Origin of the sequence: Blautia faecis (assembly GCF_027662325.1) — a bacterium.
GTDB classification, from domain to species: domain Bacteria; phylum Bacillota; class Clostridia; order Lachnospirales; family Lachnospiraceae; genus Blautia_A; species Blautia_A faecis.
This window is the reverse complement of record NZ_JAQDKY010000001.1, coordinates 56,865-83,606: the sequence shown is the minus strand read 5'-3', so window position 1 is coordinate 83,606 and position 26,742 is coordinate 56,865. Positions and strand designations below refer to the sequence as shown.

Here is a 26,742-nt window from a genome sequence, read left to right as displayed (position 1 = left end):
ATATGTGAGTATTTTACGATGCTTTGCTCTGAAATCCTGCATATGCATTAAGCTGTGAAATTATTCACAGTAAGATAGTATAATCGAATGAGAAAATAACAGAAGAGGAATTTCCCCCAATTGATATAAAATGAATTTGTAAAAAGCAAGTCCTTTTAGCGGAGGACTTGCAGCGGAGAGAACGAAACTGTTACAGCTTGCGGAGAAGATTGTGACAGAAAATTACAAGTTACTGGTCACGGAGTGAACAGTAGCAATTACAATTTCATATTGGAGGGAAAATGCCATGATTATTATTGGTGAGAAGCTGAACGGATCCATTCCGTCAGTTGCAAAAGCCATTGCTGAGAAGGATGCGGACCTGATCAGAGAAAGAGCCAGAATGCAGGCAGAAGCGGGAGCCACATTTCTGGACGTATGTGCCTCAGTAGAAGAGGCTGTAGAAGTAGAAACCTTGAAATGGATGATCGACCTTGTACAGGAAGTGACAGATACACCAATCTGTGTGGACAGTCCAAGTGCAAGATCCTGTGTGGCAGCCATTCCATTTTGTAAAAGACCGGGACTTATTAACTCTGTTTCCCTTGAAGGAGACAAAATTGACACGATTTTTCCAGTGATCGCAGACACAGACTGGGAGTGCGTAGCCCTTCTCTGCGATAACGATGGAATTCCGGATTCCGTAGAGCGTCGTATGAAAATTTTCTTCGGAATTATGGAAAAAGCGAAACAGTACGGCATTGCACCAAGCCGTTTACATATTGACCCACTGGTTGTAACCCTGGGAACAGACCAGACTGCGCTGACTGTATTTGCAGACTGCTGCAGAAGAATCAAATACGAATATCCGGAGATCCACATTACAAGCGGACTTTCTAATATTTCCTTCGGACTTCCGGTGAGAAAAAATATTAACCAGGCATTTATGGTTCTTGCTATGAATGCTGGTATGGACAGTGCCATCGTAGATCCGACCAACAAAAACATGATTGGTATGATCTATGCAACAAACGCACTTCTGGAGCGTGATGAATACTGCCTGCAGTATATTGATAAATTCGGAAACAAAGCATCCGAGGAAGCCGCTCAGCCGGCTCCTGCATCTCCGCTTGATGAGAAAATGCAGAAGGTTTTCAAATTAACCCAGGATGGAAAAAATAAAGAAATCGGACAGGCTGTCCAGGAGGCACTTGATGCAGGATGTGATCCAACTGCAATCCTCAACGACGCCATGATCGGCGCCATGGCAGTTGTTGGCGATAACTTTAAGAAAGAGATTATTTTTGTACCACAGATGCTGGCTGCAGCCAGAGCCATGAAGGCTGGTGTGGAAGTACTGAAGCCATATCTTGCAACCGGAGAGGCCGGAAGCGCAGGAACCATCATTCTTGGAACGGTTGCCGGAGATCTTCATGACATTGGTAAAAACCTGGTTGGAATGATGTTCGAAAGTGCAGGCTTCGAAGTAATTGACCTTGGTGTTGATGTGCCGATCCAGACTTTTATTGATGAGGTAAATAAGCACAAAGAAGCAAGCATTGTAGCACTTTCCGCTCTTCTTACCACTACAATGCCGTCACTTCGTGACACAGTAGCAGCACTTCTTTCACAGCCATTCAGAAGCCGTATTAAGATTATGGTTGGCGGTGCGCCTATCAGCCAGGAGTTTGCAGATGAGATCGGAGCAGACGCATACACAGAGGATGCAGCTTCTGCAGCAGAGTGTGCAAAAAAATATGCGGAATCCGGATTCTGTGCAAAGGCAGCAGCCGGGGAATTTGACCAGGTTTCAGTAAAGGGCGAGGAAAGCGTAACTGCAGGTGCGGAAGACAAAGAGAAAAATATTGCGATGACTGATGCGCAGACAAAGTCAGAGCCGGATGCAGAAGAAACTCCGGAAGATGATTCCTACGAAACATCCGAAACCAATGGTACCTGGGTACGCAGACCGCTTCATGAGGCACCTCATTTTGTAAAGGATAAAGTGGATCTGAGCAAAATTCAGCTTCCGAAACCTGGTGAAGGCTACAAAGTAAATATGGAAGCTGCCAAAGAGAAATTCCGCAACTACTGGGCGCATAAGAACACGGGAAGACCGCTTATGTGCGTAATCGCAAGAAGACCTGAGGTGGAGCAGTACTCCGACGGAACACCTGTAGAGGGCGGCTATCTGGATCAGATCTGTCAGGGAAAATACTATAATATGCCGGAAGAACTGAAGTGGAAAGATATGGAGGACAAATACCAGAACCCTCAGAGAATTGTTGACCGCTATCGTTACTTCTGCCAGACACATGCATTCCTTGGAGAGAGCTTTCCGAATCTGAATATTGATTTTGGACCAGGCTCACTTGCTTCTTATCTTGGTTCTGAAATTGGGTTTAAAGAAGATACAGTATGGTTTAACAAATGTCTGGACGGCTGGGACGGTGTGCCGAAGCTGACCTTTGATCCGGAGAATAAATGGTTTAAGAAACATCTTCAGCTTGCAAAGGATTGTCAGGCACTTGCCGGAGATGACTTCTATGTGGATATGCCGGATCTTATGGAAAACATTGATGTTCTTGCCTCTCTTCGCGGAGCGCAGGATATTCTGTTTGATCTTCTGGATGAGCCGGAAATGATCGGGGAAAGAATCCAGGAGGTAACGGACATTTATTATGAATATTATGACCGTTTTTATGATGTTATCAAAGATGAAGAAGGCGGAAATGCATACACCGTATTCCAGATCTGGGGACCAGGCAGAACGGTGAAGCTTCAGTGCGATTTCTCAGCAATGATGTCACCGGAAGATTTCCGTAAATATATCCAGCCGTCCTTACGCAGTCAGTCTGAAAATGTGGATCATGTACTTTATCATCTGGATGGTCCGGCTGCAATTAAGCACATGGATGCGCTTATGGAAATTGAGGGAATTGATGCTCTTCAGTGGACCAGCGGTGATGCCGGTCCGGACGGAACCCTTCCGGATTGGGATGTGATCTATGATAAAGCAATTGCAGCAGGCAAATCCATCTGGGTAAAGGTATATTCCGGTGAGTTTGAAGACTGGATCCGCAACGTAGACCGAATTGTAAATAAATACGGTTCCCACAGCCTTTTCCTTCTTTTCCCGGAAATGTCCATGGAGCAGGCTGCTTATCTTCTGGATTATGCGGACCGCAACTGGAGCGATGTGAAGGGAACTTTTGTAGAGTCTCTGGGACGCTGAAACATATGCAATCCTATTGACGGAAGCAAACTCATATTCAAATTAAGTTTATTTTGTTAACTCCATAATAAAAACCACAAAGCGCCGGCAGGTAAATCTGTCGGCGCTTTGCGTTGTCTGTATGAGATATACAACGTGCAATAATTCATATAAAACTAATAGGAATAATTATAATATTTGTGCAATTAGTACAAAAAAACAATAAGAAAGTATAAAGTAACAGGAAGAAAATAGAAGAAAAAGTTTTTTTAAAAGATATAATTGAAATTAATACGCGGGGGAAACACAAAAATTGAATGGGGAAAAGAGGTATTTCAAACTATGAAACAGAAAGCTATGGATGTAAAACTTGTTGTAAGACCATTGATCGGTTGTCTGACACATACTCATTTCTGGGAGGGACCGTGCCGTGCCGGACGAAAAGAAGACATGACTGTAGAGGCAGAGACAAAGGTTGCTGATGAAACCTTCAAAAGCTCTGTAGAGGCCCTGAAGGACGTGATTAGCGAGGTTGAATTTAAAGAGGCATTGGATGTAAGATATAATGAATCCTTTGTTGTAGAAAAAGAAATGTTCGACAAGATCGGTGAAGATGTAGATGAAATTGACTGCTTCCTTTGCATGGGATGGAGAATTCCGAAGCTGGAACGCTACAGAAAACCGGTCATTATCTGGCAGAATGGAAATGAGGGCATTGATTTTGCAGCATATTGCCGCTCAATTGGCGTGGAAGCATATGTGGCAATGGATCTTCAGGATGTAAATGAGATCGCACATATTCTCTGGGTAAGAAAAGCAGTTCGCAATACAAGAGCACTTGTGCTGACTGCTGGATCACAGCCTACATTTGGAATCCAGAGTCTTATCCGTGATCCTGAGATCCTTCGTCAGCGCTATGGATTCGAGGTAATCAAGCTTCCATTTACTTCTATTTTCAAATATATGGATCAGATTACCGATGAAGAGGCTAAGCCGATTGCCGAGAAGCTGATTGCAGGCTCTACAGATACCCAGGTAAATACAGACTGGTTTATCAACGATATCAAATACTATCTTGCAGCAAAGAAAATGATGGATATTTATGACTGCAATGCATTTTCCACAGCCTGTCATGAGCTTTGTACGACGGAAATTCCACAGAACCGTAAATTTACACCATGCATGTGTCATTCAATTATGAAGGATGAGGGAATTCCAAGCGGATGCGAGGAAGACTTGAATGCACTTATGGCAATGCTGATCATGCAATACGCTGCAAACCGTCCGGCCTTTATGGGAAATCCAAATCATGAGACAGATGAGCTGCTCAGGATCCATCATGCAGTTCCGGCCCTTTGTATGAACGGATACGGAACAAAACCGCTGGAATACAAGCTGTGGGCATTTACCGGACAGGGCTTCGGCGGTAAGCTTCAGGTTGATTTTACACAGAACGAAGACGATTATATTACACTTGGTCGTTTCAATCCGGCAGGTGATACCATGTGCATTAAGAAAGGAAAAGTAATCCGTTCGGAATATGCCGAGACCTATTGCAGCCCGTATTACTATATCCAGATGGATGATGCAAGGGAGTTTATGCACAATCTGGCTGGCTTTGGACATCATCAGGTTCTGATTTTTGGTGATTATACCAGGTTGATCAAAAAAATTGCAAAGGTTATGGATTTCAATATCCTGGAAGGATGAGTTAGATGATCTATCTGAACAATGCGGCCACTTCCTGGCCCAAGCCTTCCTCTGTATGTGAAGCTGTACAGGCGTGTCTTATGGACACGCCTGCTTCGCAATTCCGGGGAGGAAGCGCAATTTTGAAAAAAGATACAAAAGAAAGGTGCAGGGAAAAGCTTGGAAAGCTGCTGGGCATCCATGCTCATGACCGGATCTTTTTTACCTCAGGTGCTACGGAAAGCCTGAACACAGTGCTGTGTGGACTGGATTACGGAGAAGAGGGGTGTGGAATCCTGGCAACCCAGACAGAACACAATAGTGTATTGCGCCCGCTTATGAATCAGCCGGTATTAAAGAAGCATCCTGTAACAATCATTTCCTGCCTGGAAAATGGAGCAGTTACTCGGAATGCGCTGGAAAAAGGTTTGGAAGAAGCTCTGGAAAACACAGGAAAAAATCCGTCAGCCCTTATTGTAAATCACTGTTCCAATGTGACCGGATATGTGCAGGATATGAAGCTGATTGGAAATTTTGCAAGAGAAAATAATCTGCTTCTGCTTGTTGATGTATCGCAAAGTGCAGGCTGTATTCCGGTGGATGCAGACAGCTGGAAGGCAGATGGGGTTATTTTTACAGGGCATAAAAGTCTTTTGGGAATACAAGGCACCGGGGGCTTTTTCATAAGAAAGGGGCTGGAGCTGAAGCCACTGAAGTATGGCGGCACAGGGCGGAACAGTCAACAGCTTACTTATGAAGACGGTGATTATGAGTATGAGGTCGGCACTCAGAATCTGCCTGGAATCAGGGCACTTCTTGCCGGTGTGGAATTCGTGCTGGAAACCGGCGTAGACAGGATACAGGAAAAAGAAGAAAGGATGATGAAGCTTTTGTATGAAGGGCTTGGAAAAATTCCGGGGGTACAGGTATATGGCAGCTTTGCGGAATGTAAGGGACCTGTTATGAGCCTGAATTTTCAGGGGCTGAAGGCTTCGGATGCGGCATATATCCTGGAAAATGGTTATGAAATTACAGTGCGCGCCGGACTTCATTGTTCCCCCCTGATTCATGAGGCAATGGGAACAAAAAATAGTGGAACTGTGAGAGTGAGCGTTTCCTGGTTTACGAAAGAAGAGGAAATCCTTGCATTTCTGGAGGCAGCAGGCCAGATTGCAGTATCATTGAGAGGAGCCGATTAAATGAAAATTCTTGGAAAACAGCCGTCAAGAGAAAAGTGTGCAGAATCAGGCTGGTTCGCAACGGATTACCTTCTGGATGCGCCTATAGACAGAGCTTTTATATTAAGTCTGAGACCTCTGGGAAGTTTTGTGTATCTGGATATGCTGAAAGAGCCTTTTTTCAAAATAGAAAATGATTATTATATGATAAAGGGAGTGCAGGGAAAAGATTATTTCAGAATTGCAGTTCATGGGAAGCATGAGGATGAGCTGCAAAAGTTAGAAGAATTTTTGGATTCCGGTCCCCAAAAAGAATAAGTTACTGCTCGCTCCGTGTTACTGGTCACGGAGTGAACAATAACATAATCTTTAAGGCTGATTGCATGCAGAACCCAAGTCTGCTATACTGTGCTCATGAGATTATTACAGGGGGCAGAGTATGAGACTGGAACGAGACAGCATTCCTCTTGATAAAGAATTTCCTTTTCAGATATCAGAAGTGGAGCTTAACCCTTCCAACAGTCATCCGGGAACCTGGCACTGGCACAGCTATTTTGAGATCACCTGGGTTCTGGAAGGAAAGGGAAACTATTTCGTCAATGGACAGGAATATACCATGGAAGAGAATGATATTATCATTTTCAATAATGTAGAGCCGCATGGCTGGAAGCTTCTGGGAGGCAGAATGAAGCTTTTGGTTATGATCTTTTCGCCGGAGTTTGTAGCAGAGAAGATCAGTACTTTTGATACGGAATATCTGCGGCCCTTTGTTGAGCGTGGAACTAATTTTAAGAATAGAGTGGGCCATGAAGAACCGGTGAATACGGAGATCCGTACCAGCATACAGGAGATTTACCAGGAATGGCAGGAGCGCAAGGAGGGCTATCCGCTTATGATTAAGGCGAATGTTCTGCGGATTCTGACCATGCTGATCCGGGCTTATCAGGATGAGACCAAGTCCGGTGAAATGCTTCGGGAAAAGAAAAATGCCATGAAACGTCTGGAGCAGGCTTTTACTTACATAAACGCTCATTATTGTGAGAAGATTACGCTGGAGGAGGTTGCAGCGTCTGTTTATATGAGCTCCAACTATTTCTCCTCCTATTTCCGTAAGTTCACCAACATCAGCTTCAGTGATTATGTGACACGTCTGCGCGTGAACCGGGCCCGGGAGCTGCTTCGGGAGGATGGGGCAAATGTGACTGAGATTGCCCTGGCATGTGGGTTCAATAATATTTCCAATTTTTACAGATTATATAAGAAGCATATGGGAAAAACTCCCGGATATGAGAAGAGTAAAAATAATTAAAATTCAGGAGCAGATAAGACATAGACCTTTTTCAGGCTGGCATGTTAGGATAAAAGTAGGAAGCTTTGTCCTGATGTGCCAGCTTTTTATGTAATGGAAAATTTCGTTGGAATTTATTATCACGCAAGAGGCTCTTTCAGACAGACAACGTAAAAAAAGGGGATTGAAAAACGGAGGGAATGGAAAATGATAAAAACAGACAGGTATGTACAGACGGAAGCGGTAGGAATGTTATACCGGCTGATTCCGGTTACAGAGGAAATTATCCGCTGTGTAATTGGAAAAGAGGAGATTAAGGGAAACGACTCTCTTATTATTGAAAAAAAGGAATATCCGGCAGTTGAGTTTGCAGCAGAGGAAAACGAAGAAAAGCTGGAACTAAAGACTGGAAAAGTTCTGGTCTCTCTGGAACTTTCATCTGGAAGAATAGAGTGGAAGCACGCGGACGGAACCAGGTGGTGCATACAGGATAAGGCAGATTTAACAAAAATTGATGTAGTGCGGTATACAACTGGAGGTGAGAAGCCGGTTATCAACCGTGTAAAAACAGTTGACGGTGAGCGTAACTTTATTCAGAATCTGAAGCCGGAGAAGGTGCGCGACGGTTATCGTGCAAGGGTATTTTTCGACTGGAAAGAGGAGGAAGAGATTCACGGTCTTGGCCAGGCGGAGGAAGGAATTTACAATTATCGCGGACACAATCAGTATCTTTACCAGCACAATATGAGGATTCCAATGCCTCTGTTTGTTTCTACAGAAGGATATGGAGTGCTGTTTGACTGCTGTTCTTTGATGACTTTTAATGATGAGGGAAGGGAGTCTTACCTGTTTTTGGATACAGTGGATCAGATCGATTATTATTTCATGGGCGGCAATACCATGGATGGAATTATCCATGATTATCGCTATTTGACAGGCAAGGCGCAGATGCTGCCGAAGTGGGCTTATGGTTATATTCAGTCCAAGGAGCAGTATTATACTTCCAAAGAATTAGAGGAAATTGTACGCCATTACAGAGAAATCGGGGTTCCGCTGGATTGTGTGGTTCAGGACTGGAATACCTGGGATCCGGGCAACTGGGGGGAGAAGATTCTGGATCAGTCCCGTTATGGGGATAACAAGGAGTGCATGGAGCGGATTCATGAGATGCATGCCCACAGCATGGTCTCTGTATGGCCGAATATGAATGCCGGAGGAAAAAATCATCAGGAATTTTTTGATGCCGGATATCTTCTGTATGATTATGCAACCTATGATGCTTTTAATGAAAAAGCAAGAGAAATGTACTGGAAACAGGCGAAGGAGGGGCTGTTTGACCAGGGCTTTGATTCCTGGTGGTGTGACTCCACAGAGCCGTTTTCCGGTCCGGACTGGGGCGGTGCGGTGAAAAGAGAGCCCTGGGAGCGTTTCCAGCTGGTTGGAGGCGAGCACAAGAAATACCTGGATCCTGCTGTGGCCAACGCTTTTGCCCTGGAGCATGCAAAGGGAATTTATGAGAACCAGAGAAAGGATCGGGAGGATATGCGTGTACTGAATTTGACACGTTCCGGTTATGCATCTGGTCAGAAGTATGCAGCTATGCTGTGGTCTGGAGATACCTGCGCGGACTGGAAGAATCTGAAGATCCAGATCGTAGAAGGTTTGAATATGGGACTGAGCGGTTATCCCTATTGGACCTTGGATATCGGAGCCTTTTTCACAGTTGCAGATAAGTGGCAGAACCGTGGATGCGGATGCAACACGGATCCGGAGCCCAAGTGGTTCTGGCAGGGAAAATATAATGAGGGTGTGAAAGATAAGGGATATTGTGAGCTTTATACACGCTGGCTTCAGATGGGAACATTTCTTCCTATGTTCCGGTCTCATGGTACAGATACGCCGAGAGAAATCTGGAATTTCGGGGAAAAGGGCACTATGTTCTATGATGCTATCGAGAAATTTATCAAGCTGAGATATCATTTTATGCCTTATATTTATTCGCTGGCAGGGGCGGTACATTTTGAGGATTATACCATTATGCGAAGCCTGTTGTTTGATTTCCCGGAGGACAGGGAGGTGCGAAAGGTGGAGAATGAGTTTATGTTTGGACCATCCCTGCTGATCTGTGCAGTTACGGAGCCTATGTATTATGGTCCGGAAAGTACCGTGCTTAACAGGGAAAAGACATGGGAGTGTTATCTGCCGGCTGGTACGATCTGGTACGATTACTGGACAAATGAGAAATATGAGGGCGGCCAGTATGTGAAGGTGGAGACACTTATTGACCGGATCCCGATTTTCGTGAAGGCGGGTGCGATCATTCCGGTGGCTGATGGGCTGGTTTATGCAGAGCAGGAGCCAGAGAAGCCGGTACAGATTATCGTTTATCCTGGGGCAGACGGAGAGTTTGTGCTGTATGAGGATGAAGGAAATAACTATAACTTTGAGAATGGGGCGTATGCGACGACCAGATTCCAGTGGAAGGATGCGGCAGGACAGCTGGTGAATGGGCGTAGAGAGGGCAGCTTCCCGGGAATGAGGGAAGCGGTTTATGAGACGGTGATTATAAAGTAGGATACTGCGGTGCGGGAAGCGAAAGTGGAGAGAAGGAAAGATATATGGTTGTAGAGAGAAATAGGGCTGTATTTACTGAGGCTCCGACGGCTGTGCCAGATGGAAATGTGGATGTTTCAGGGGGCGGACGATGGAAAATCTGGCAGAATGCGGGGACGAAGATTGACGCGCCGATTTTGGGAAATGGAGATTTGCTGGCGGCAGTGGCCGGGGATGGGAGGTATCCACAGTTCTGGTTTACGACCAATGACTTCTGGCAAATGGAAAGTGCGGCGAACTGGGAATTCTTTCATGATAACAGTTCTGCCAAATGTGATCCGGCGGTAAGCGGCGGAAGCCCCAGACCGGTAGGGCGTATGGTGTTTGATATTCCTGCTATGGAGGGTGCCAGGTGGTATACGGAGCAGAAGTTTGCCACGGGAGAAACTATAACAATATTGACAAATTCCGCCGGAGAGAAATGTTCTCTGAAAAGCTGGGTGGCTGCAGATGAGAACATTCTTGTGGTAGAGTTTGAGAGTGAGACAGATCTGGATGTGGAATTTGATTTTTATTTTCCGGACGAAATAGGAAAAGGCTGCGAAAAAGCTGTGGATGTCTGGGGAAGCGGTGAGTCGGAGAATATCCAGAACGGAATGTTCGCTGGACTGGTGACGGGACGTCCGCTGCAGGTAAAGAAAACCGGCGGTGGGATTGTAAGTGGATACCGGCAGTTTTCAGATCATGTGGATATTCCAACTAAGGTTGGTTTTGCTGGGGGCTTTCTGAAGGAAACGAAAGTAATTGGCGGCGTTGAAAGTTTGGGTTCTTTAAAGAAAGAATCTATTATATCCACTGAGGAAAGTGGGAATAAATCAAATAAAGCGGTATTTACAGAACCTTCGGCGGGAAACGGTATTTTAAAGAATGTTGAGGCAGTTAAAGCATTTGGAAATACAGGGAAGCTAAGTGACAGAAGCACTCACAGAAAAATAAAAGCCGGTGAGCGGGCAACCTTCGTTCTGCCAGTGCGCTCCTGGGCGAAGTGCAGCAGACCTTATGAGTATGCCTTTTCCAGGGCAAGGTGGATAACGGAAGAAGATGTGGAAACTCTTCATGAACGGCACCTGGTATGGTGGAAAAAGTTTTGGAGTGTTTCCGAAATTTCTCTGGATGATCCGGTGATCGAGCAGAGATATTATCTGTCAAAATATATGCTGGCAAGTGTATCACGGGATCCGGAATATCCGCCCAATATTCTGGGAATCAGTACTTTTGACCGTCCGGCATGGAATGGAAATTATAAGATTAATTATAACCATCAGTCTCCCTATCTGAATCTGATGGTCTCCGGACATTTCCAGCAGTCCGATCCTCACGATGCGCCTTATCTGAAACTGATGGAAATTTCAGATGAGATGTGTAAGCGGCTGCTTCACCATGAGGGACTTTATTATCCGCTGGGACTGGGACCTCACGGTCTGGTAAGTGAGGCCCTGCTTTTGCATATGAAATCCCCAGCCATTCACGGTGCTTTGAATATGATCTATCGTTATGGAATCACGGAGGATGAGGCGTATGCACAGAAGGTTTATCCTTATCTTCGCGGTGTGGCAGATTTCTGGGAAAAGGATCTGGTGTGCAGGGATGGCGTTTACCATGTAGTTGGAGATGGTATGCACGAGCGCACAGATGGGAACATCCGTGACAATGGCGTTCCGGAAGATCCGGTGAATACATTAGGTTATCTGAAAACCTTCTTTACCTGGATGCCGAGAATCAGTGAGGCACTTGATCTGGATGAGAAAAAGAGAGAAAAATGGCTGGAAATCGCAGAAAACCTGGCACCTTATCCAAAGGGGACAATTCGGGAGATTCAGGAGAATCCAACTCTTTGGAAAGAGGTGGATGTGAAGCTGGAGGATCTGCTTCCGGAAGAAATGCTGGACAAAGAGATTTATTATGATGAAGGTATCGGTGGCAAATGGTCTTTCCATTTTCCGGGAAATGTGATGCAGATATATCCGGGCAATGCAATTGGGCTTGGAAGTGCCCCGGAAGAGCTGGAAGTGGCGCGAAATACAGTGCAGATACATGCACTGGTGGAGAATGCGCTGGGAGAGCTGGAATACAGGAAGGCACTTGAAGAAGCAGAATTTGCAGATAAAGATAATGCAAATAACTTGCTGTTCAATAGCAATGGTGAATTAGAAAATGGCGAAGCTTACAGCAATGGAATGGAATCTGGTGGAGTAAAAAATCCTCATTTCTACAAGGCTGGTGCTTTTAATGCCTCTAACCTAAGCTGTCTGTTTTTCACTGCCGCAGTACGTGTAGGCTACGCTCCGGAAATCATCTGGAAAGAAATGCGCGATATGATCCTAAACCGGGGAATCCCAAACGGTTTTCTGAAGGAAAATCCTCATGGAATCGAGCAGCTGAACACCATCCCGGATGCCATCCAGGAGATGATGCTGCAAAGCTGCGAGGGCATGATCCGCATTTTCCCAGTATGGCCGAGAGCTGAGCATCCAAACGCCTTTTTCCGGAATTTCCGTGCCTGGGGAGGGCTTGAGGTAAGCGCTGCTTTGAAAGACGGTGAGGTAGAGCGGGTTAGCATACTCAGCCACAAAGGACACCCATGCAGAGTGGAAAACCCATGGCCAGGAAAATCTGTGAAGGTTTCCTATGAATACGGAAGACCGGATGAAGTGCACTTTGGAGAGTACTTAAATATAGAGCTGTATAAAGAAGAGCATGCAGAATTATTCCGGATCTAGAGCCTGTTTGAAAAATCATTCCCGCAATCTGTACGCCCCGCTTTGCGGTATATTTCACCGGAATTTGGTTGCTGTAGCCCGCTACGGCGCCCTCATCCGGGCGAAATCTCCCACAAATTGTGACGCACATCTTGCAGAAAGCCTTTTTCAAACACGCTCTAGAGCGTGTCAGAAGGCCGGCAGGGAACAATCCCTGCCGGTCTTCAAAGCTTTACCCCCGGAATTCCAACGGGCTTTTACCTGTATGTTTCTTAAAAATCCTGCTGAAATACCCCTGATCATGATAGCCGCACATTTCCCCGATCTGTTTCACGGACAGACCAGGCTCATGGACCAGAAGGCGCTGGGCGTGGCTCATGCGCAGGGTGATCAGATATTTGGACGGGGTACAACCGTAGACTTGGCAGAAAATTTTGGTCAGGTAGCTGGGACTGTAGTTCATGTTATCTGCGATCAGGTTCAGATTAATGTCCTCGCTGTAGTTTTTTACAATGAAATCTTTCAGTAATGTGGCAATCTGGGCTGGTGTCATGGCAGCAGTCCGGGCATTAAACACCTCTTCGTAATCATTTCCGGCAATCTGAAATTCCTGTTTGATCTTGGAGAGAGCTTCTTTAAGCTCCTCTGAATCAACTGGCTTCAGTAGATAATCAGAAACCTTTAAAGTGATGGCCTTTTTTGCATATTCGAAATCTGAAAATCCACTGGTGATAATAAATTTAGTAAATGGAAACTGCTCCCTTACTTTTGTGAGCAGGGTGATTCCATCCATCACAGGCATACGGATATCCGTAATTACAAGATCAGGGCTGAGCTTTTCTACCAGAGCCAGAGCCTGATCGCCTGTTTGTGCAGTTCCTGCCACCAGAAAATCCGGATCCGCTTTCTGGATTTTCTGGACAAGATTTGTGAGCAGAAGTTCTTCATCCTCCGCAACGATGACAGTGTACGTCATACTGTTTTGATTCCTCCTTGCTTATTCACTTATGCAGTCAGTTTCATCTGCTGATTTAGCTGTCTTGGAAAAATACCGTCCAATAGACACGATTCCGTGCCCATCAGCGGTATTTCCATATCTGAAAATAATGTCTCCTTTACAGAATATTTTCCATCTGAGATACACATTTATAGTTCCCAGCCCATTTATTTTTAGTTCCGGAAGTCCCGGATTCTGAATGGCTTTCATAATGTTGGCAGTGATCCTCTCTTTGGCTTCCTCTGTAAAGCCAGGACCGGAATCCGTTACTTCAATCTGCCAGCTTCCTTCCGTGACCATGCTGGTGATCGAAATGTTCCATGGCGGTGCACAGTTCGAACCATAGCGAATGGCATTTTCCACAATAGGCTGGATGATCAGCTTGGGGACTGGTTGGGAAAGAAGGCTTTCATCTACATGGATGCTGTAATTCAGGCTGGACTGATAACGGACCTTCATACAATACAGATATTTCTGTACATAATCCAGTTCATCCTTTAAAGTGACCGTTGTCTCTGTGGTATTGGTAATATAACGCATGATCCGGGAAAGATTCCGGCACATTTTTACCACGGTCTCAGAATCTCCGTTCTCTGCCAGAACTATAATGCTGGACAAGGTATTGTAGTAAAAATGAGGATTGATCTGTGTCTGCAAAGCCATGCTTCTGGCTTTCATTTCCTGCTCCTTAGCCTGATTCAGCTGCTCCATGGAATCCTTCAGATTGTCGCTCATCAGCTGAAAGGCCTGGTAGAGCTCTTCCAGTTCATTAACGGAAACCGGATATGCAGTTACCTTTTCCTGTCCAAGTGTATCAAGCTCCATGCGCTGAATAATATGCTTCAGATGCTTTACCGGTTTTACGACTGAACGGGAAAGCCGGTAGGAAATAAAGATGGAGATTGTCAGAAACAGCGCAACAATTGCCGCAAGAATACGAAGCAGATTGTAAACCGGAGCCAGAACTACAGATTCCGGCTGAATTGTAAGATAGGTATAGCCGGTATAAGAGGATACGGCCTCTGCTGCATACTCTGTTTTTCCTGTAAGAGGACTGATAAAAGTGAGGGCTGAATCATCTCCCTTGGTAAGTTCATAGTAGGGCTGAAGTGCTGCTTTGTATTCCTGAGAAATATCGTAGGGATAGATCAGATCGCCATTGCTGTCAAAAACATAGATGCTGGCAGCATCTTCATGGTTCTTTTTTTTATAAGTGATGATACTTTTAAAAACAGATTTGCACTGCTTGGCTGTTTCAATCACACCCACGCCACGTTTATATTGATTATTAAAGGATCGGTACAGGGAAATAAACCACTGGTCATAGGTGGCTGTTTTTGTATATTCTCTGGTACAGTAGGGTGGAGTAAGGACTTTTTTTCCCTCCAGTTCACGGGCGGCCTCAATCCACTCATCCTTTGAGCCATCCGTCTTTTTGACTATAGTTGAGATGCCGGCTTCCAGAACATATCCGGAAAAATCATAGAGATTTACCTGATCTGCCTTCAGCTCGGTTCCGGAAAGGGAAATAAACAAATCAGACATGGCAGAAAGCATGTTGCTGGAAATATTTAAGTTGAAGGAATTGTCCAGAATGGTTTTTGACTGATTGCTGTAGTTAATGTTTACAGATACTGCATCCAGATTGCGGATCGCGGAATCTACCTGAGTCTGAAAGCTGGAATTGAGCGTATTCATGGCACTGATCTGACTATCCTTCAGCTGTCTGGATACAAAAACATAGAAAAAAAATGCAAAGGAAAACAGAATCAGGCAGGCCAGACTGATATAGGCAAAAAAAAGTTTGGATTGTAAACTGCGTGATTTCATCTGGCGATACCTCCTTTAATTGTTTTGCCCGTGCTACTGACTATATTAGGAAAGCAGATGCAGAAATCCATGTGTGAAACATTAAAAATCAGTATATCATATTTGTATAAAAAGTACAAATAAATGCTCGAAAACAGAGAAAATATATATAAGAATTGTGAGTGGCTTTGCGCAGAGACATGAATTTATATGAAAATAGTATAATGTATGGTGAAAAAAGTACAAATTGAAAGTAAGAATATCCATGGATTAAAAAGTACATGACTGATAAAATAATATCATCAAAAGGACAGAGGAATCAGCGGAGATTCCTGAATGAGGTAAATGCCATTTTATTAAAAGGAGGATATGTAAATGAAAAGAAAGAGTTTTGTGGCAGTGGCTTGTGCAGCAGCAATGATCGCGTCCATGACAAGCGGACTTACCGTATTTGCAGAGGAGACTGCAGATTTTTCCGGTGAGGAGCTGAGTATTCTGGTATCAGCAGGCTGGATGGATAACAGATATGATGCAACAATCGAGCGTTTTGAAGATACTTATGGTGTAACAGTTGACCTTCAGACTATTCCGGCTGACCAGTATTCTGATCTTCTTCAGTCAAAATTAGCTACTGATTCCTGTGCAGATATTTTCTGGATTCAGTCCAACCCATTTGCAATCGAGTCTACAATCGTTGATCCAGAGAAATACTGTATTGATTTCACAGGAGCTTCCTGGGAAGATCTTATGCCGGAAGCAAGAAAAACATCCTGTGTATACAATGATAAATTATACGGACTTCAGATCTGGCACAATTCACCAGAATATGTAATGGTTTATAACAAAACATTGTTCGAAGAGAATGGTTGGGAGATACCATCTACTTATGCAGAGCTGAAAGACCTTTGCGCTAAGATCGCAGAACAGGGAATTACTCCATGGTTTATGCCAGGTGCAGATGGATGGCAGCATCAGCTGGCATTCTTCCAGATCGGTGGTGTTTACGAAGAAGCTACACCAGGACTTTACGATGCTTTGAATACAAATCAGGCTACATTTGCTGACAATGAGAAAATGCTTGAGGTTCTGAACGAGTTCAAAGAGCTTTCCGATGCAGGATATTTCGGAGAGGACTGGATTGGAACTGACAGCACCAACCTGACAAATGAATTTGGCGACAGAAACATTGCAATGGCTATGGCAAACTCCAGTTACATTCAGCAGATCAAAGATGACACAGGCACAGAGGATGAGTTTGGTATGTTCCTGATCCCACTTGGCGATAACACCTGGTATCCGACCAACCCGGCTGGACCTACCATGTTTGGTTACAAGGGAACAGAGCATGAGGATCTTGTAAAAGAATTCTTCAATTTTGTTACAACCACAGAGAGTCTTCAGGAAATCCTTGACAACTCTCCTGCATACACAAACGTTGATATGAACGATGATGCAATTGAGCAACACTGGCTGCCAGAGGAAGAAGAGTTCCTTGCAACAGTAGATGACAGCAAGAAGAGCGTATCTGTTCTTCAGACTGGTACCAAATATACAAACGACTACTGGATGCAGTTCGGTCAGGATATGGTTGCGTTCTGCCAGGGCGAAATGGAAGCAAATGACGTTCTTGCAAATATGGACACCAACCGTGCAGAGGCTGCCAAGACAGTTGGCGATGCAAACTGGAACTAAATAAAGTTTTTCGGTAAGAAATTGACATAATTATTTAAGCATAAGATATTTAATAAGGGTATATCTTCAGTGCGAAGGAGTGATTCCTTCGCACTGTTTGATAAAGGGGAGGTATCGCCTTTGAATAAGAAGAAAATTTATCCACAGTGGTTTCTGATACTGCCGCTGGCTTTGTACATTATCTTTTTCCTGCTTCCCAGTATAATGGGTGTTGCATATTCATTCACAGACTGGAATTCAAGAAGTGTATTAAATGGTGTCCATTTTGTGGGACTGGACAATTTTAAAGAGATTTTTACATCAAATAAGGATTACTTAAGCGGTATTGGAAATACATTAAAATTTACCATTATTTCCAATATTGTGAAGCTGATCCCGGCACTTCTGATTGCCATCATGCTTCAGGAAGGACTGAAAGGAAAGGGACTTTACAGAACACTTTTGTATCTGCCGTCTATCCTTCCTTTTGTTATCATTGGTCTTGTTTTCAAGTCCATTCTCAACTATAACAATGGTCTTTTAAATGCAATTCTGGATGGTCTGCATCTTGGAATCCTGAAACAGAAATGGCTTTCGGATCTTGGCGTTGTGTGGAAATCCATTTATGGTGTGGATGCATGGAGAGGTATTGGTTATGTAATGACGATTTTCCTTGCCGGTCTGAATACCATTCCGAGATCCTACTATGAGGCAGCTGAGATCGATGGGGCAAACTTCTGGCAGAGACTTCGCTATGTGACACTTCCAATGCTCAGCGGCGCCATTATGATCAACCTGGTATTTGGTATTACATACGGTCTGAAGGTATTTGATATTGTTTACGTTCTCACAAACGGTGGCCCTGGACATGCAACAGAGGTTCTTACCACCTATGCATTCCAGCTTTATTCCAGAGGTCAGTACGGTATGTCTTCTGCTTTGAACAGTATTCTGCTTCTGATCACAGCAATTGCTGGTGTTGTAATTGTTAAAACTTTAGGAAAACAGGAGGTACAGCAATGACAAAGAAAAAAGTTCAGAATCTGCTGAAACATCTGGTCTGCATCCTGCTGTGCCTGACCGTTATCCTGCCTTTTTATATGGTAGTTATAAACTCTTTCAAGAGTAAAGGCGAGGCTTCCCGAATGAGTCTTGCCCTGCCGAAAGAATGGCTGTTTTCCAATTATACCGAGGTTATTGACAAAGGAAACCTGATCCAGGGATTTTCAAACAGTTTGCTTTACGCACTGGTTGCAACTACTTTTGGGGTTGTGCTCTGTGCAATGGCTGCCTTTGTAATGTGCCGCAAGCGTACCAGATTAAATGTATTTTTATATTATTTCGTACTTTGCGGACTGTTTTTCCCGGTTAACTATGTAACATTGGTGAGAGTATTAAGCACTCTTCATCTGAACGATACGCGACAGGGAATTATTATGGTGTTTACAAGCGCCATGATTCCGTTCTGTGTGTTTACTATCCGCAACTTTGTGGTTTCTGTTCCGGTGGAACTGGATGAGGCAGCAGTCATTGATGGCGCAGGTCCTATCAGCCTGTTTTTTAAGGTTATCATGCCTCTTCTGAAGCCAACTATGGTGACCTGTTTTATCCTGCAGTTCATGGGTGTGTGGAGCGATTTCCTGACTCCATTGTATCTGTCAAGCAAGAGTAAAATGTTCCCGATGACTATGGCTGTTTATCAGTTCTTTGGAAAAAATAAAAGCTACTGGAATTACATTTTTGCTGATATTGTACTTACCTGTATTCCGGTTGTAATCGTGTATATGATCGGACAGAAATATATTGTGGGCGGTATGACTTCCGGTGCGGTGAAAGAATGATCTGGGGCGCGCAGCGAGGCTGCAAATTATAATTGAAATTCCTTCTAAACCGGGAATGGTTCTTTGAATGTTAGGATTTGGAGAGCTGTTTCCGGTATTTTTTTGCCTAAAAGGTGCCTACATTTGCCAGAATGCTGAAAAATAAGAAGAAATCTGTTATCTTTATCTGTGAAGAATTTTATTGTATGCAGTCTGCGGTTTCTGAGCTGCAAATTGCGGATTTTTCAGGAAATGATCCATGAAATGTGGTAAAGTATCTGGAGAAAATGTAGGAGTGGGAAAATAATGAGGCATAAAATTGAGATGACAGCAGATGAAAAAATGTGGAACCGGATCAGCCAGATTCCCGCAGTTGTTCTGGTGCTGCTTTCCGGAATTGATATTGTCCGGTTTGCAATTTTGGGAGATAAGACAGCATTTATTACATTCAGTATGATCGCGGTGGTTTTTATGCTGGTGGCGTATATGGCATGGAAAAGCAGAATGCCATTTTTATATCTGCTGATTGCAGCGGCAGCTTTCATTCTGTATTTTAATACCAATTTTTCTACCAGTACATATTATTTTAACTGGTTATTTCTGGCAGAGGCTATTGTAGCCACGCTGGGAGGAAGCCTGGGGACAACGGTGATGATCTGGAAAAAAATCCCTATGGGGCATGTGGCAGTTTTACCGCTTGCGGCAGCAGTTCTGATACTGGCAGGATTTCTGGGATTTTGGAAAGTAAGGTATGATGCAGGACATGAAGCGCAGGGACTGGCAAGAGATGAACTGTGGGCAGTCCCTGCAAAATATGATGGGGAAGAACCAGAACAGGCTGGAACCGTGGAAGAAGTTGTATACGATACCAGGGCTTATGCCACTGATGGAAGAAGCGTGAAAAAGTCAGCTTATGTATATCTTCCATATGGTTACAGTAAGGAAAAAGAGTATAATATTCTGTATCTGATGCATGGAACTGGTGATGATGAAAAATACTGGCTGAAAACAAATCCATATAATAAAACCATGCTGGATAACATGATCGCAGATGGAGATATTGAGCCACTGATCGTGGTGACACCAACCTTTTATGTGGAAGATGACTGTGCAGATGATCTGGATCAGCTGACCTATTCTTTTGCAAAAGAGCTGCGAAATGATCTGATGCCTGAGATCGAATCCTCTTATTCTACATATGCAAAATCGGCAGATGATAAGGGATTTTCCAGGAGCCGGGATCACAGAGCCTTTGCAGGTTTGTCAAGAGGGGCGGTAACGATGTATCATTCCGTATTGTGCCAGAGCCTGGATTATTTTTCCTGGTTCGGGGCCTTCAGCGGAAGCAGGACAGACAAGACTGCATTTGAAGACACCATTCAGACAGGCGATTTTGCAGAACTGCCAATTCATTATTTATATGTGGCAAGTGGCAACTTCGACTTCGCCCTGCCTGGACAGATTCAGGATTACCAGGCTCTGCTGGATATTGAACCCAGATTGCGGTCTGGTGTAAATACCTGTTTTGATGTATTTCCAATGCGGTATCATTCTATGGGAAACTGGCATCTGGCGCTGTATAATTTTTTACAGAAGATTTTCTAGAGCGTGTTTGAAAAAGGCTTTCTGCAAGATGTGCGTCACAATTTGTGGGAGATTTCGCTCGGATGGGGGCACCGTAGCGGGCTACGGCAACCGAATTCGGGTGAAATATACCGCAAAGTGGGGCGTGCAGATTGCGGGAATGATTTTTCAAACAGGCTTTAGAGCCTGTTGCTGCGAACAGGAGAACAGCAATGCGCTTTTTGCACAGTTGGCGCGTGTTTTTTGGCAGGTTGCGTTTGGAATAGCGCAGCCTGCTTTTTATTTGGTAGAATTAAGCTGAGAAGCAGCATTCGGTTATGAGTAAGTAGCGAAGCGGACCTGGAATATCCGCTTGACATTAAAAGAAAATTATAGAAAATTTCAGGAGGAAATCATGAAGCAGTCATTTAACGAAAACTGGATTTGCTACAAAACAGGAGATAAAGAAAACGCATTTGCAGTAACTCTTCCGCATGATGCCATGCAGCTGGATGAGAGAAGCGAGACAAGTGCCGGCGGTGTGAATACAGGATGGTATGAGGCACAGGATTACACTTACGAGAAAACATTTATCCTTCCAGAGAAAGCGAAAGACGAGAAAGTGATCCTGGAATTTGAGGGCGTTTACCGTAAGGCAACTGTATATCTCAACGGCGAAAAAGTTGCATATCATTCTTATGGCTATCTTGGTTTCTATGTAGATGCAACAAAATATGTAAAATTCGGGGAAGAAAATGTGATCCGGGTGGAAGTGATCAATCACGATCAGCCTAATAGCCGCTGGTATTCCGGTACCGGAATTTACCGTCCGGTGTGGCTGTATATCGTGCCGAAGAAACATTTAAGATTTGACAGCGTGAAGATCACTACACTGGATTATAAGGAGCCGAAAATCCGCGTGGAGGCATGGCCGAATGCTGCCGGTGAGGTGAAAGTGGAAATTATGGAGAAACAGATTGTTACCAGAAAAGCTGTGGCTGGCGAAAGTGCAGACCAGACAGACGAGACCATAGAGCAGTGTATTGACGAAAATGCAGTACAACCAACCGTTCAAAATTCTGACAAAGCATCAGATAAGATCATCGCCTTGGAAATTCTCCAGGCAGATGGTAAATTTTCTAGAGAAATTGCTCTTCCGGGAGCAAACCTTTGGAGTCCGGAAGCACCGAATCTTTACACCTGTCGCGTAACCTTCGGCGAGGATATTCAGGAAGAAACCTTTGGAATCCGTGTAGTAAGCTGTACTCCGGAAGAGGGCTTCTGTATCAATGGAAAACGTGTCCTGTTAAAAGGTGGCTGTATCCATCACGATAACGGCCTTCTTGGTGCCTGTGCGTATGAATTTGCAGAACGCCGTAAAATCCGCATCCTTCTGGACGCTGGCTATAATGCAATCCGTTCTGCACATAACCCATGCTCCAAAGCACTTCTTCGCGCCTGTGACGAGATGGGAATGCTTGTAATGGACGAATATATTGATGGCTGGTATATCCATAAAACAAAGTATGACTATGCAGATGAGATTCTGGAAAATTACAGAAAAGACTTAAAAGATATGGTGGATAAGGACTATAATCATCCATCTGTGATCATGTATTTCACAGGAAATGAAGTATCTGAGACTGCGCAGAAAAAGGGAATTGCCCTTACAAAATCCCTTACAGACAGACTTCATGAGCTGGATTCCACCCGCCCTGTAAGCTGCGGAATCAACATCTTCTTTAACTTCTTAAGCTCTATGGGATTTGGTGTTTACAGCGATAAAAAAGCAGATGAAGCTGCTGAGAATGCCAAGAAGAAAAAGGCTGTGGGAAGTGAATTTTATAACACAGTAGCCGGAATTTTTGGTGCCGAATTTATGAAAACAGGAGCAACTCTTTATCCATGTGATGTGAAAACAAGGGATGCATATGCCAATATGGATGTAGCAGGATATAACTATGGAATCAAGCGTTACCGTCATGACTTAAAGAAGTATTCCAAGCGAATTATTCTTGGAAGTGAAACATTCTGTGCAGATGCTTACAGATTTATGCAGGAAGCAAAACGTGATAAGCGTATCATTGGTGACTTCGTCTGGGCAGCTCAGGATTATCTGGGTGAGGTTGGAATCGGCGCATGGGAATATAAGGATTATGCACCTCGTTTTGATGGCGGCTGTGGCTGGGTAAGTGCCGGTTCAGGCCGAATTGATCTCACAGGAAAGCCTCTTGGCGAGATGGCATATACCAGAGTTGCCTTTGAACTGGAGGATCTGGCAATTGCAGTTATGCCGGTTGATCACACAAAGGATGCCCATTCTCCTTCTGCATGGAAAATGACAAATGCAATGGAAAGCTGGTCATGGAATGGCTGTGATGGGAATGCAGCAAAAGTGGAAGTTTACACTCGTGCAGATCATGTGAAGTTGTATATAAACGGCAAGTGTGTAGGCACTAAGAAGCCGAAAAATGACTGCAAGGTATTCTTTGATACAACCTATCAGAATGGAGAAATCAAGGCTGTTGCCTATGATGCAGATGACAATATAATTGAAGAGAAAACCTTGACAACCGCGGGAAAAGAAACAATCCTCCAGGCAGAACCAGAGCTTACCTGTGTGAATGCAAACACCGATCTTTGCTACGTAAGAATGCGCTACACAGACGAAAACGGCCAGACAAAACCGTTGGCAAGAGGCAGAATCAAGCTTGCTGTAAAAGGTGGCGAGCTTCTGGCATTTGGAAGTGCCTGCCCATACTATCCGGAAAGCTACCAGAGCAATGAGACAGATACTTATTATGGAGAAGCACTGGCGATTATCCGTCCACAGGCTGGAGCTGGTAAAGTAGTTGTGAAAGCTGAATCTGAGCTTGGAAATGCAGAGACAGAGATTGAAATATTAGATTGATTTAAATTTCATATGCTTACCAGTTTTGCCAGAAACGGTTCCAAATTTGCCGAATTTTTCACAAATCCCATTCCTTTTGCTATAGTAAATCCAGCGGTTCAAACAGAACTGAAAGGACAGAGTAACTATCTGAAAAGTATGTGTTTATCTGTCAAAGGAAATTTACTAGGAGGAAAGGAAATATGAAAAAGCATACCGGGAAAATCTGGCGTGGTTTGGCAACAACTACAGCCTCACTTCTCACAATCACACTGGGCGGAAGCTCAATTGCAAATGCAAGAGTGGATTTCATTAATGCGACACTTGGAACCTCAAGCTACAAAATCGAGCAGGGAGATTCTGACTCTGATGGCATTTATTATGAATCTGAATTTGACAATGTAGAGGATCTGGTAAAGGCTAAAGAACAGCTGGCTGCTGAAATTTCTTCAGAAGGTTCCGTTTTATTCAAAAATACAGATCAGACTCTTCCACTTGACAAATCCAAAGAAGCTGTTACCCTCTGGGGCTTAAACAGCCATCTTCCGGGAACCGGCGGATTAATTGGTTCCTCTGTTGTGGCTGATTCAGAGGATGGTCAGATCGCTTATGGTATTGAAGAAGCTATGGATGAAAGAGGCTTCACAGTAAATGAAACCATGAAAGGCTTTTATGCAAGTGAAACCTGCGCGCCATATTACAGAAAAGCTTCTTTCTTTGGAAATGAAGTTCCGGGCCATAGCCTTGTACCTGCTTTTTCCGCTTCTTATAATGAAGCAGATACATATACAGTAGGTGAGGCACCTGCTGAACTTTACACAGATGATATTCTGGAATCTGCTAAGGATACAACAGCAGTTGTTGTTCTTTCCCGAGACAGTTCAGAGGCGTCTGACTACAGCACAAATATGAAGGATCCTAATGGGGACAGCTTCGACACACCGATGTCTATCTCAGCTTACGAAAAAGAGATGATCCAGCTTGCAAAGGAAAATAGCAATGGCAAGGTGATCGTTTTGATCAATTCTGATGTTCCTATGGAAATCCAGGAACTGAAGGATGATCCGGAGATTGGAGCAATTCTTTGGACTGGACTTCCGGGAATGAATGGATTCCTTGGAGTATGTGATGTACTTTCTGGCGCTGTGAATCCATCCGGTCATATTTCTGATACTTATGCCACAAGTTCTGTTTCTGCTCCGGCAATGACCAACTTTGGTCTTTATACTTATACTAATGCTTCCAATGCAGAATCTGGTGCAGAACTTACAGAAGCAGACAAGGGTGACTGGTATGTAGTAGAAACAGAAGGTATCTATATTGGTTATAAATATTATGAAACCCGTTACGAGGATACTGTTCTGGATCAGGGAAATGCAGCCACCACAGAAGGCTCTTCTACTGGCAAAGCCTGGAACTATGTAGATGAAGTAACTTATCCGTTTGGATATGGTTTATCTTATACAACCTTTACTCAGGAGCTGGAAAGTGTAGATGTAATATCTGGGGAAAAGGGACTTGCAAAAGTGAAGGTAACCAATACCGGTGACGTTGCCGGAAAAGATGTTGTCCAGCTTTATGTACAGACACCATATATAGAGGGCGGACTGGAGAAAGCTTCTATTCAGCTTCTTGATTTTGGAAAAACAGAGGTTCTTGAGCCTGGCGAATCACAGACTCTGGAAATTGAGTTCGCTCCGGAATATATGGCAAGTTATGATGAAAAAGCTGTAAAAGAAGATGGAACAGAGGGCGCATGGGTGCTGGATTCCGGTGATTATTATTTCACAATCGGAAACGGTGCGCATGAAGCATTAAACAATGTCTTGGCGGTAAAAACAGATTCCACAGACGATCTGATCACAATTACAGACGATGAAACAATTGAGCCGGAAAATGTAGTGACAGTTTCTCTTGGTGAAGATAAAGAGACTTATTCTGAAAACGTAGAGAATGCATTCCAGGATTGCGATATTAACAATCTGATCCCGGATACTGCTGAATACACTACACGTTCTGACTGGAGCAAGGGCTGGAAAGAAGTGGAAAGCATTACTCCAATAGAGGAAATGATGAAAGGTCTTACAAACTCCGCTTATGAGCTTACTGAGAACAATGACGAAGAAGTTGTCTGGGGAGCTGACAACGGATTAAGCACCGTTGATTTCCTCCAGTTTAATGAGGATGGAACTTTCGCAGGTGCACTTCCTCTGTCTGATGAAAAATGGGATCAGCTTATGGATCAGCTGACTTTGGAAGAGGCTGCCAACTTTATTGAAAAAGCAGGAGATAAAAACTTTGAGAAGCTGGATTCTATTTTCCTGCCAGAAGCAATCTGGTATGACGGACCGATCGGTTACAGCTACGACCAGATTGCAGGATATGCAACCCGCTGGAATGAATCCAACTCTTCCGAGCCGACTTATGTTTCTTCAGACAACGAATATGCTTCCTACTCTATGAGCTCCATGCCTACAGAACCTGTAGTTGCAGCAACATTCAATAAAGAACTTGTAGAGAGAGAAGGCGAGCTCTTTGGTGAAGACGGATTGTGGTCCAATGCCAACTCCATTGCAGCACCTGGTCTTAACATTCACCGTGCACCTTACTGCTCCAGAAATCATGAATATTATTCAGAAGATGCCATGCTTACCAACCTGTTGGGACAGGCTGTCTGCAAAGGCGGAAAATCCAAAGGTCTTATGATGATGCCGAAACACTATATCATGAATCATCAGGAGTTAAACCGTTCCGGTGTTTCCACATTTTTCACAGAGCAGGCTGCAAGGGAAAATGAACTCCGTGCATTCCAGGGAGCTATGGAAAATAACTATGCGCAGGGAATCATGACAGGCTTCAACCGTCTTGGAACTGTATATTCAGGAGCTTCCGAAGCTTCACAGGTGCAGGTTGCACGTAACGAGTGGGGATTTGAAGGCTGGATCGTAACAGATATGATCAACGGTGCTGATTACATGAACTGGAGAGATATTGTATTTGGCGGCGGTGGCGGATGTCTTACAACTTCCGCATATGAAAGCGCTAATATTGGTTCCATGACTTCAACCGAGAACCTAAAGCTGATTGCAAAGGACTCTGCTTTCCAGAAAAAGATGAAAGAAACAATTAAATATTTCGTATATAATACAGTTGCAAGTAATGATATGAATACAATTACAACCTCCACTAAATATATTCACGTTCTTACATGGTGGCAGATTGCCTTTATGGCAGCAGAGGTGGTATTTGGACTTCTGACACTTTTGTTTGCAGTTATGTACCTTCGAAATTCACTTCGCAAAAAGACAGTTTACGTGAAGGAGGACAAGTAA

Annotated in this window: 16 protein-coding genes and 3 pseudogenes; 15 read left to right on the top strand and 4 right to left on the bottom strand. The window is 44.0% G+C overall.

What is annotated here, in order from left to right; all coding sequences use genetic code 11:
* Positions 1 to 286 precede the first annotated feature (286 nt).
* From PGQ38_RS00310 to PGQ38_RS20315, 7 genes and pseudogenes are all read left to right on the top strand, one after another.
* A complete protein-coding gene (locus PGQ38_RS00310) occupies positions 287 to 3,214 on the top strand; it encodes a cobalamin-dependent protein (RefSeq protein ID WP_330673613.1) in 2,928 nt (975 codons plus the stop codon).
* A 321-nt stretch (positions 3,215 to 3,535) separates the two neighbouring features.
* Positions 3,536 to 4,903, top strand: a complete 1,368-nt coding sequence (locus PGQ38_RS00305) for a hypothetical protein (RefSeq protein ID WP_187565221.1) — start codon at positions 3,536 to 3,538, stop codon at positions 4,901 to 4,903.
* A 5-nt stretch (positions 4,904 to 4,908) separates the two neighbouring features.
* Positions 4,909 to 6,081 carry an aminotransferase class V-fold PLP-dependent enzyme gene (locus tag PGQ38_RS00300; RefSeq protein WP_270430480.1) on the top strand — a complete coding sequence of 391 codons (1,173 nt, stop codon included), beginning with the start codon at positions 4,909 to 4,911 and terminating at the stop codon, positions 6,079 to 6,081.
* Entirely contained in the window at positions 6,082 to 6,378 is a 297-nt protein-coding gene (locus PGQ38_RS00295; RefSeq protein ID WP_173718067.1) for a hypothetical protein, read from the top strand.
* Between the two features lie 121 nt (positions 6,379 to 6,499).
* On the top strand, positions 6,500 to 7,369 hold the full coding sequence (locus tag PGQ38_RS00290) for an AraC family transcriptional regulator (protein WP_148461547.1): 870 nt from the start codon (positions 6,500 to 6,502) through the stop codon (positions 7,367 to 7,369).
* Positions 7,370 to 7,555: 186 nt separating this feature from the next.
* Positions 7,556 to 9,922, top strand: a complete 2,367-nt coding sequence (locus PGQ38_RS00285) for a glycoside hydrolase family 31 protein (RefSeq protein ID WP_270430479.1) — start codon at positions 7,556 to 7,558, stop codon at positions 9,920 to 9,922.
* A gap of 44 nt (positions 9,923 to 9,966) precedes the next feature.
* A pseudogene (locus PGQ38_RS20315) lies at positions 9,967 to 12,093 on the top strand (glycosyl hydrolase family 95 catalytic domain-containing protein); the annotation flags it as partial.
* A 430-nt stretch (positions 12,094 to 12,523) separates the two neighbouring features.
* Here the strand turns inward: PGQ38_RS20315 and PGQ38_RS19620 are convergent.
* Positions 12,524 to 12,772, bottom strand: a pseudogene (locus PGQ38_RS19620) (DUF6783 domain-containing protein); the annotation flags it as partial.
* Here PGQ38_RS19620 and PGQ38_RS19615 point away from each other — a divergent pair.
* Positions 12,749 to 12,799, top strand: a pseudogene (locus PGQ38_RS19615) (DUF6783 domain-containing protein); the annotation flags it as partial. The pseudogenes PGQ38_RS19620 and PGQ38_RS19615 sit on opposite strands and share 24 nt — an antisense overlap.
* Before the next feature lie 93 nt (positions 12,800 to 12,892).
* Here the strand turns inward: PGQ38_RS19615 and PGQ38_RS00275 are convergent.
* Positions 12,893 to 13,636: a response regulator transcription factor gene (locus tag PGQ38_RS00275; RefSeq protein ID WP_187565216.1), complete on the bottom strand. Its 744-nt coding sequence runs from the start codon at positions 13,634 to 13,636 to the stop codon at positions 12,893 to 12,895.
* Positions 13,637 to 13,657: 21 nt separating this feature from the next.
* Entirely contained in the window at positions 13,658 to 15,487 is a 1,830-nt protein-coding gene (locus PGQ38_RS00270) for a sensor histidine kinase (RefSeq protein WP_270430476.1), read from the bottom strand.
* Between the two features lie 354 nt (positions 15,488 to 15,841).
* Here PGQ38_RS00270 and PGQ38_RS00265 point away from each other — a divergent pair, with 354 nt between their 5' ends.
* From PGQ38_RS00265 to PGQ38_RS00250, 4 genes are all read left to right on the top strand, one after another.
* Entirely contained in the window at positions 15,842 to 17,158 is a 1,317-nt protein-coding gene (locus PGQ38_RS00265; RefSeq protein WP_118577574.1) for an ABC transporter substrate-binding protein, read from the top strand.
* Positions 17,159 to 17,278: 120 nt separating this feature from the next.
* Positions 17,279 to 18,160 (top strand): carbohydrate ABC transporter permease, encoded by an 882-nt coding sequence (locus tag PGQ38_RS00260; protein WP_186900886.1) that lies wholly within the window; start codon positions 17,279 to 17,281, stop codon positions 18,158 to 18,160.
* Positions 18,157 to 18,978: a carbohydrate ABC transporter permease gene (locus PGQ38_RS00255; protein ID WP_270430473.1), complete on the top strand. Its 822-nt coding sequence runs from the start codon at positions 18,157 to 18,159 to the stop codon at positions 18,976 to 18,978. The genes PGQ38_RS00260 and PGQ38_RS00255 overlap by 4 nt, the downstream gene beginning before the upstream one ends.
* Before the next feature lie 285 nt (positions 18,979 to 19,263).
* Complete coding sequence (locus PGQ38_RS00250) at positions 19,264 to 20,562, top strand: alpha/beta hydrolase-fold protein (RefSeq protein WP_204452455.1); 1,299 nt, start codon at positions 19,264 to 19,266, stop codon at positions 20,560 to 20,562.
* Here PGQ38_RS00250 and PGQ38_RS19610 read toward each other — a convergent pair.
* Positions 20,510 to 20,671, bottom strand: a complete 162-nt coding sequence (locus PGQ38_RS19610) for a DUF6783 domain-containing protein (protein ID WP_334304064.1) — start codon at positions 20,669 to 20,671, stop codon at positions 20,510 to 20,512. The genes PGQ38_RS00250 and PGQ38_RS19610 overlap by 53 nt on opposite strands.
* Between PGQ38_RS19610 and PGQ38_RS19605 the strand changes: the two genes are divergently transcribed.
* The 3 genes from PGQ38_RS19605 (at position 20,603) to PGQ38_RS00240 (ending at position 26,742) form a co-directional block, all read left to right on the top strand.
* Positions 20,603 to 20,842, top strand: a complete 240-nt coding sequence (locus PGQ38_RS19605; protein ID WP_334304063.1) for a DUF6783 domain-containing protein — start codon at positions 20,603 to 20,605, stop codon at positions 20,840 to 20,842. The two genes, PGQ38_RS19610 and PGQ38_RS19605, sit on opposite strands and share 69 nt — an antisense overlap.
* Before the next feature lie 93 nt (positions 20,843 to 20,935).
* The gene (locus tag PGQ38_RS00245; protein WP_270430471.1) at positions 20,936 to 23,431 is read left to right on the top strand and encodes a glycoside hydrolase family 2 TIM barrel-domain containing protein; all 2,496 of its coding nucleotides are present in this window, start codon (positions 20,936 to 20,938) and stop codon (positions 23,429 to 23,431) included.
* A gap of 182 nt (positions 23,432 to 23,613) precedes the next feature.
* The gene (locus PGQ38_RS00240; RefSeq protein WP_195991280.1) at positions 23,614 to 26,742 is read left to right on the top strand and encodes a glycoside hydrolase family 3 C-terminal domain-containing protein; all 3,129 of its coding nucleotides are present in this window, start codon (positions 23,614 to 23,616) and stop codon (positions 26,740 to 26,742) included.

Excerpts from the sequence above, each read along its gene's own strand:
- PGQ38_RS00310 (WP_330673613.1), top strand. The coding sequence starts at position 287 with ATGATTATTATTGGTGAGAAGCTGAACGGATCCATTCCGTCAGTTGCA.
- PGQ38_RS00305 (WP_187565221.1), top strand. The coding sequence starts at position 3,536 with ATGAAACAGAAAGCTATGGATGTAAAACTTGTTGTAAGACCATTGATC.
- PGQ38_RS00300 (WP_270430480.1), top strand. The coding sequence starts at position 4,909 with ATGATCTATCTGAACAATGCGGCCACTTCCTGGCCCAAGCCTTCCTCT.
- PGQ38_RS00295 (WP_173718067.1), top strand. The coding sequence starts at position 6,082 with ATGAAAATTCTTGGAAAACAGCCGTCAAGAGAAAAGTGTGCAGAATCA.
- PGQ38_RS00290 (WP_148461547.1), top strand. The coding sequence starts at position 6,500 with ATGAGACTGGAACGAGACAGCATTCCTCTTGATAAAGAATTTCCTTTT.
- PGQ38_RS00285 (WP_270430479.1), top strand. The coding sequence starts at position 7,556 with ATGATAAAAACAGACAGGTATGTACAGACGGAAGCGGTAGGAATGTTA.
- PGQ38_RS00275 (WP_187565216.1), bottom strand. The coding sequence starts at position 13,636 with ATGACGTACACTGTCATCGTTGCGGAGGATGAAGAACTTCTGCTCACA.
- PGQ38_RS00270 (WP_270430476.1), bottom strand. The coding sequence starts at position 15,487 with ATGAAATCACGCAGTTTACAATCCAAACTTTTTTTTGCCTATATCAGT.
- PGQ38_RS00265 (WP_118577574.1), top strand. The coding sequence starts at position 15,842 with ATGAAAAGAAAGAGTTTTGTGGCAGTGGCTTGTGCAGCAGCAATGATC.
- PGQ38_RS00255 (WP_270430473.1), top strand. The coding sequence starts at position 18,157 with ATGACAAAGAAAAAAGTTCAGAATCTGCTGAAACATCTGGTCTGCATC.
- PGQ38_RS00250 (WP_204452455.1), top strand. The coding sequence starts at position 19,264 with ATGAGGCATAAAATTGAGATGACAGCAGATGAAAAAATGTGGAACCGG.
- PGQ38_RS00245 (WP_270430471.1), top strand. The coding sequence starts at position 20,936 with ATGAAGCAGTCATTTAACGAAAACTGGATTTGCTACAAAACAGGAGAT.
- PGQ38_RS00240 (WP_195991280.1), top strand. The coding sequence starts at position 23,614 with ATGAAAAAGCATACCGGGAAAATCTGGCGTGGTTTGGCAACAACTACA.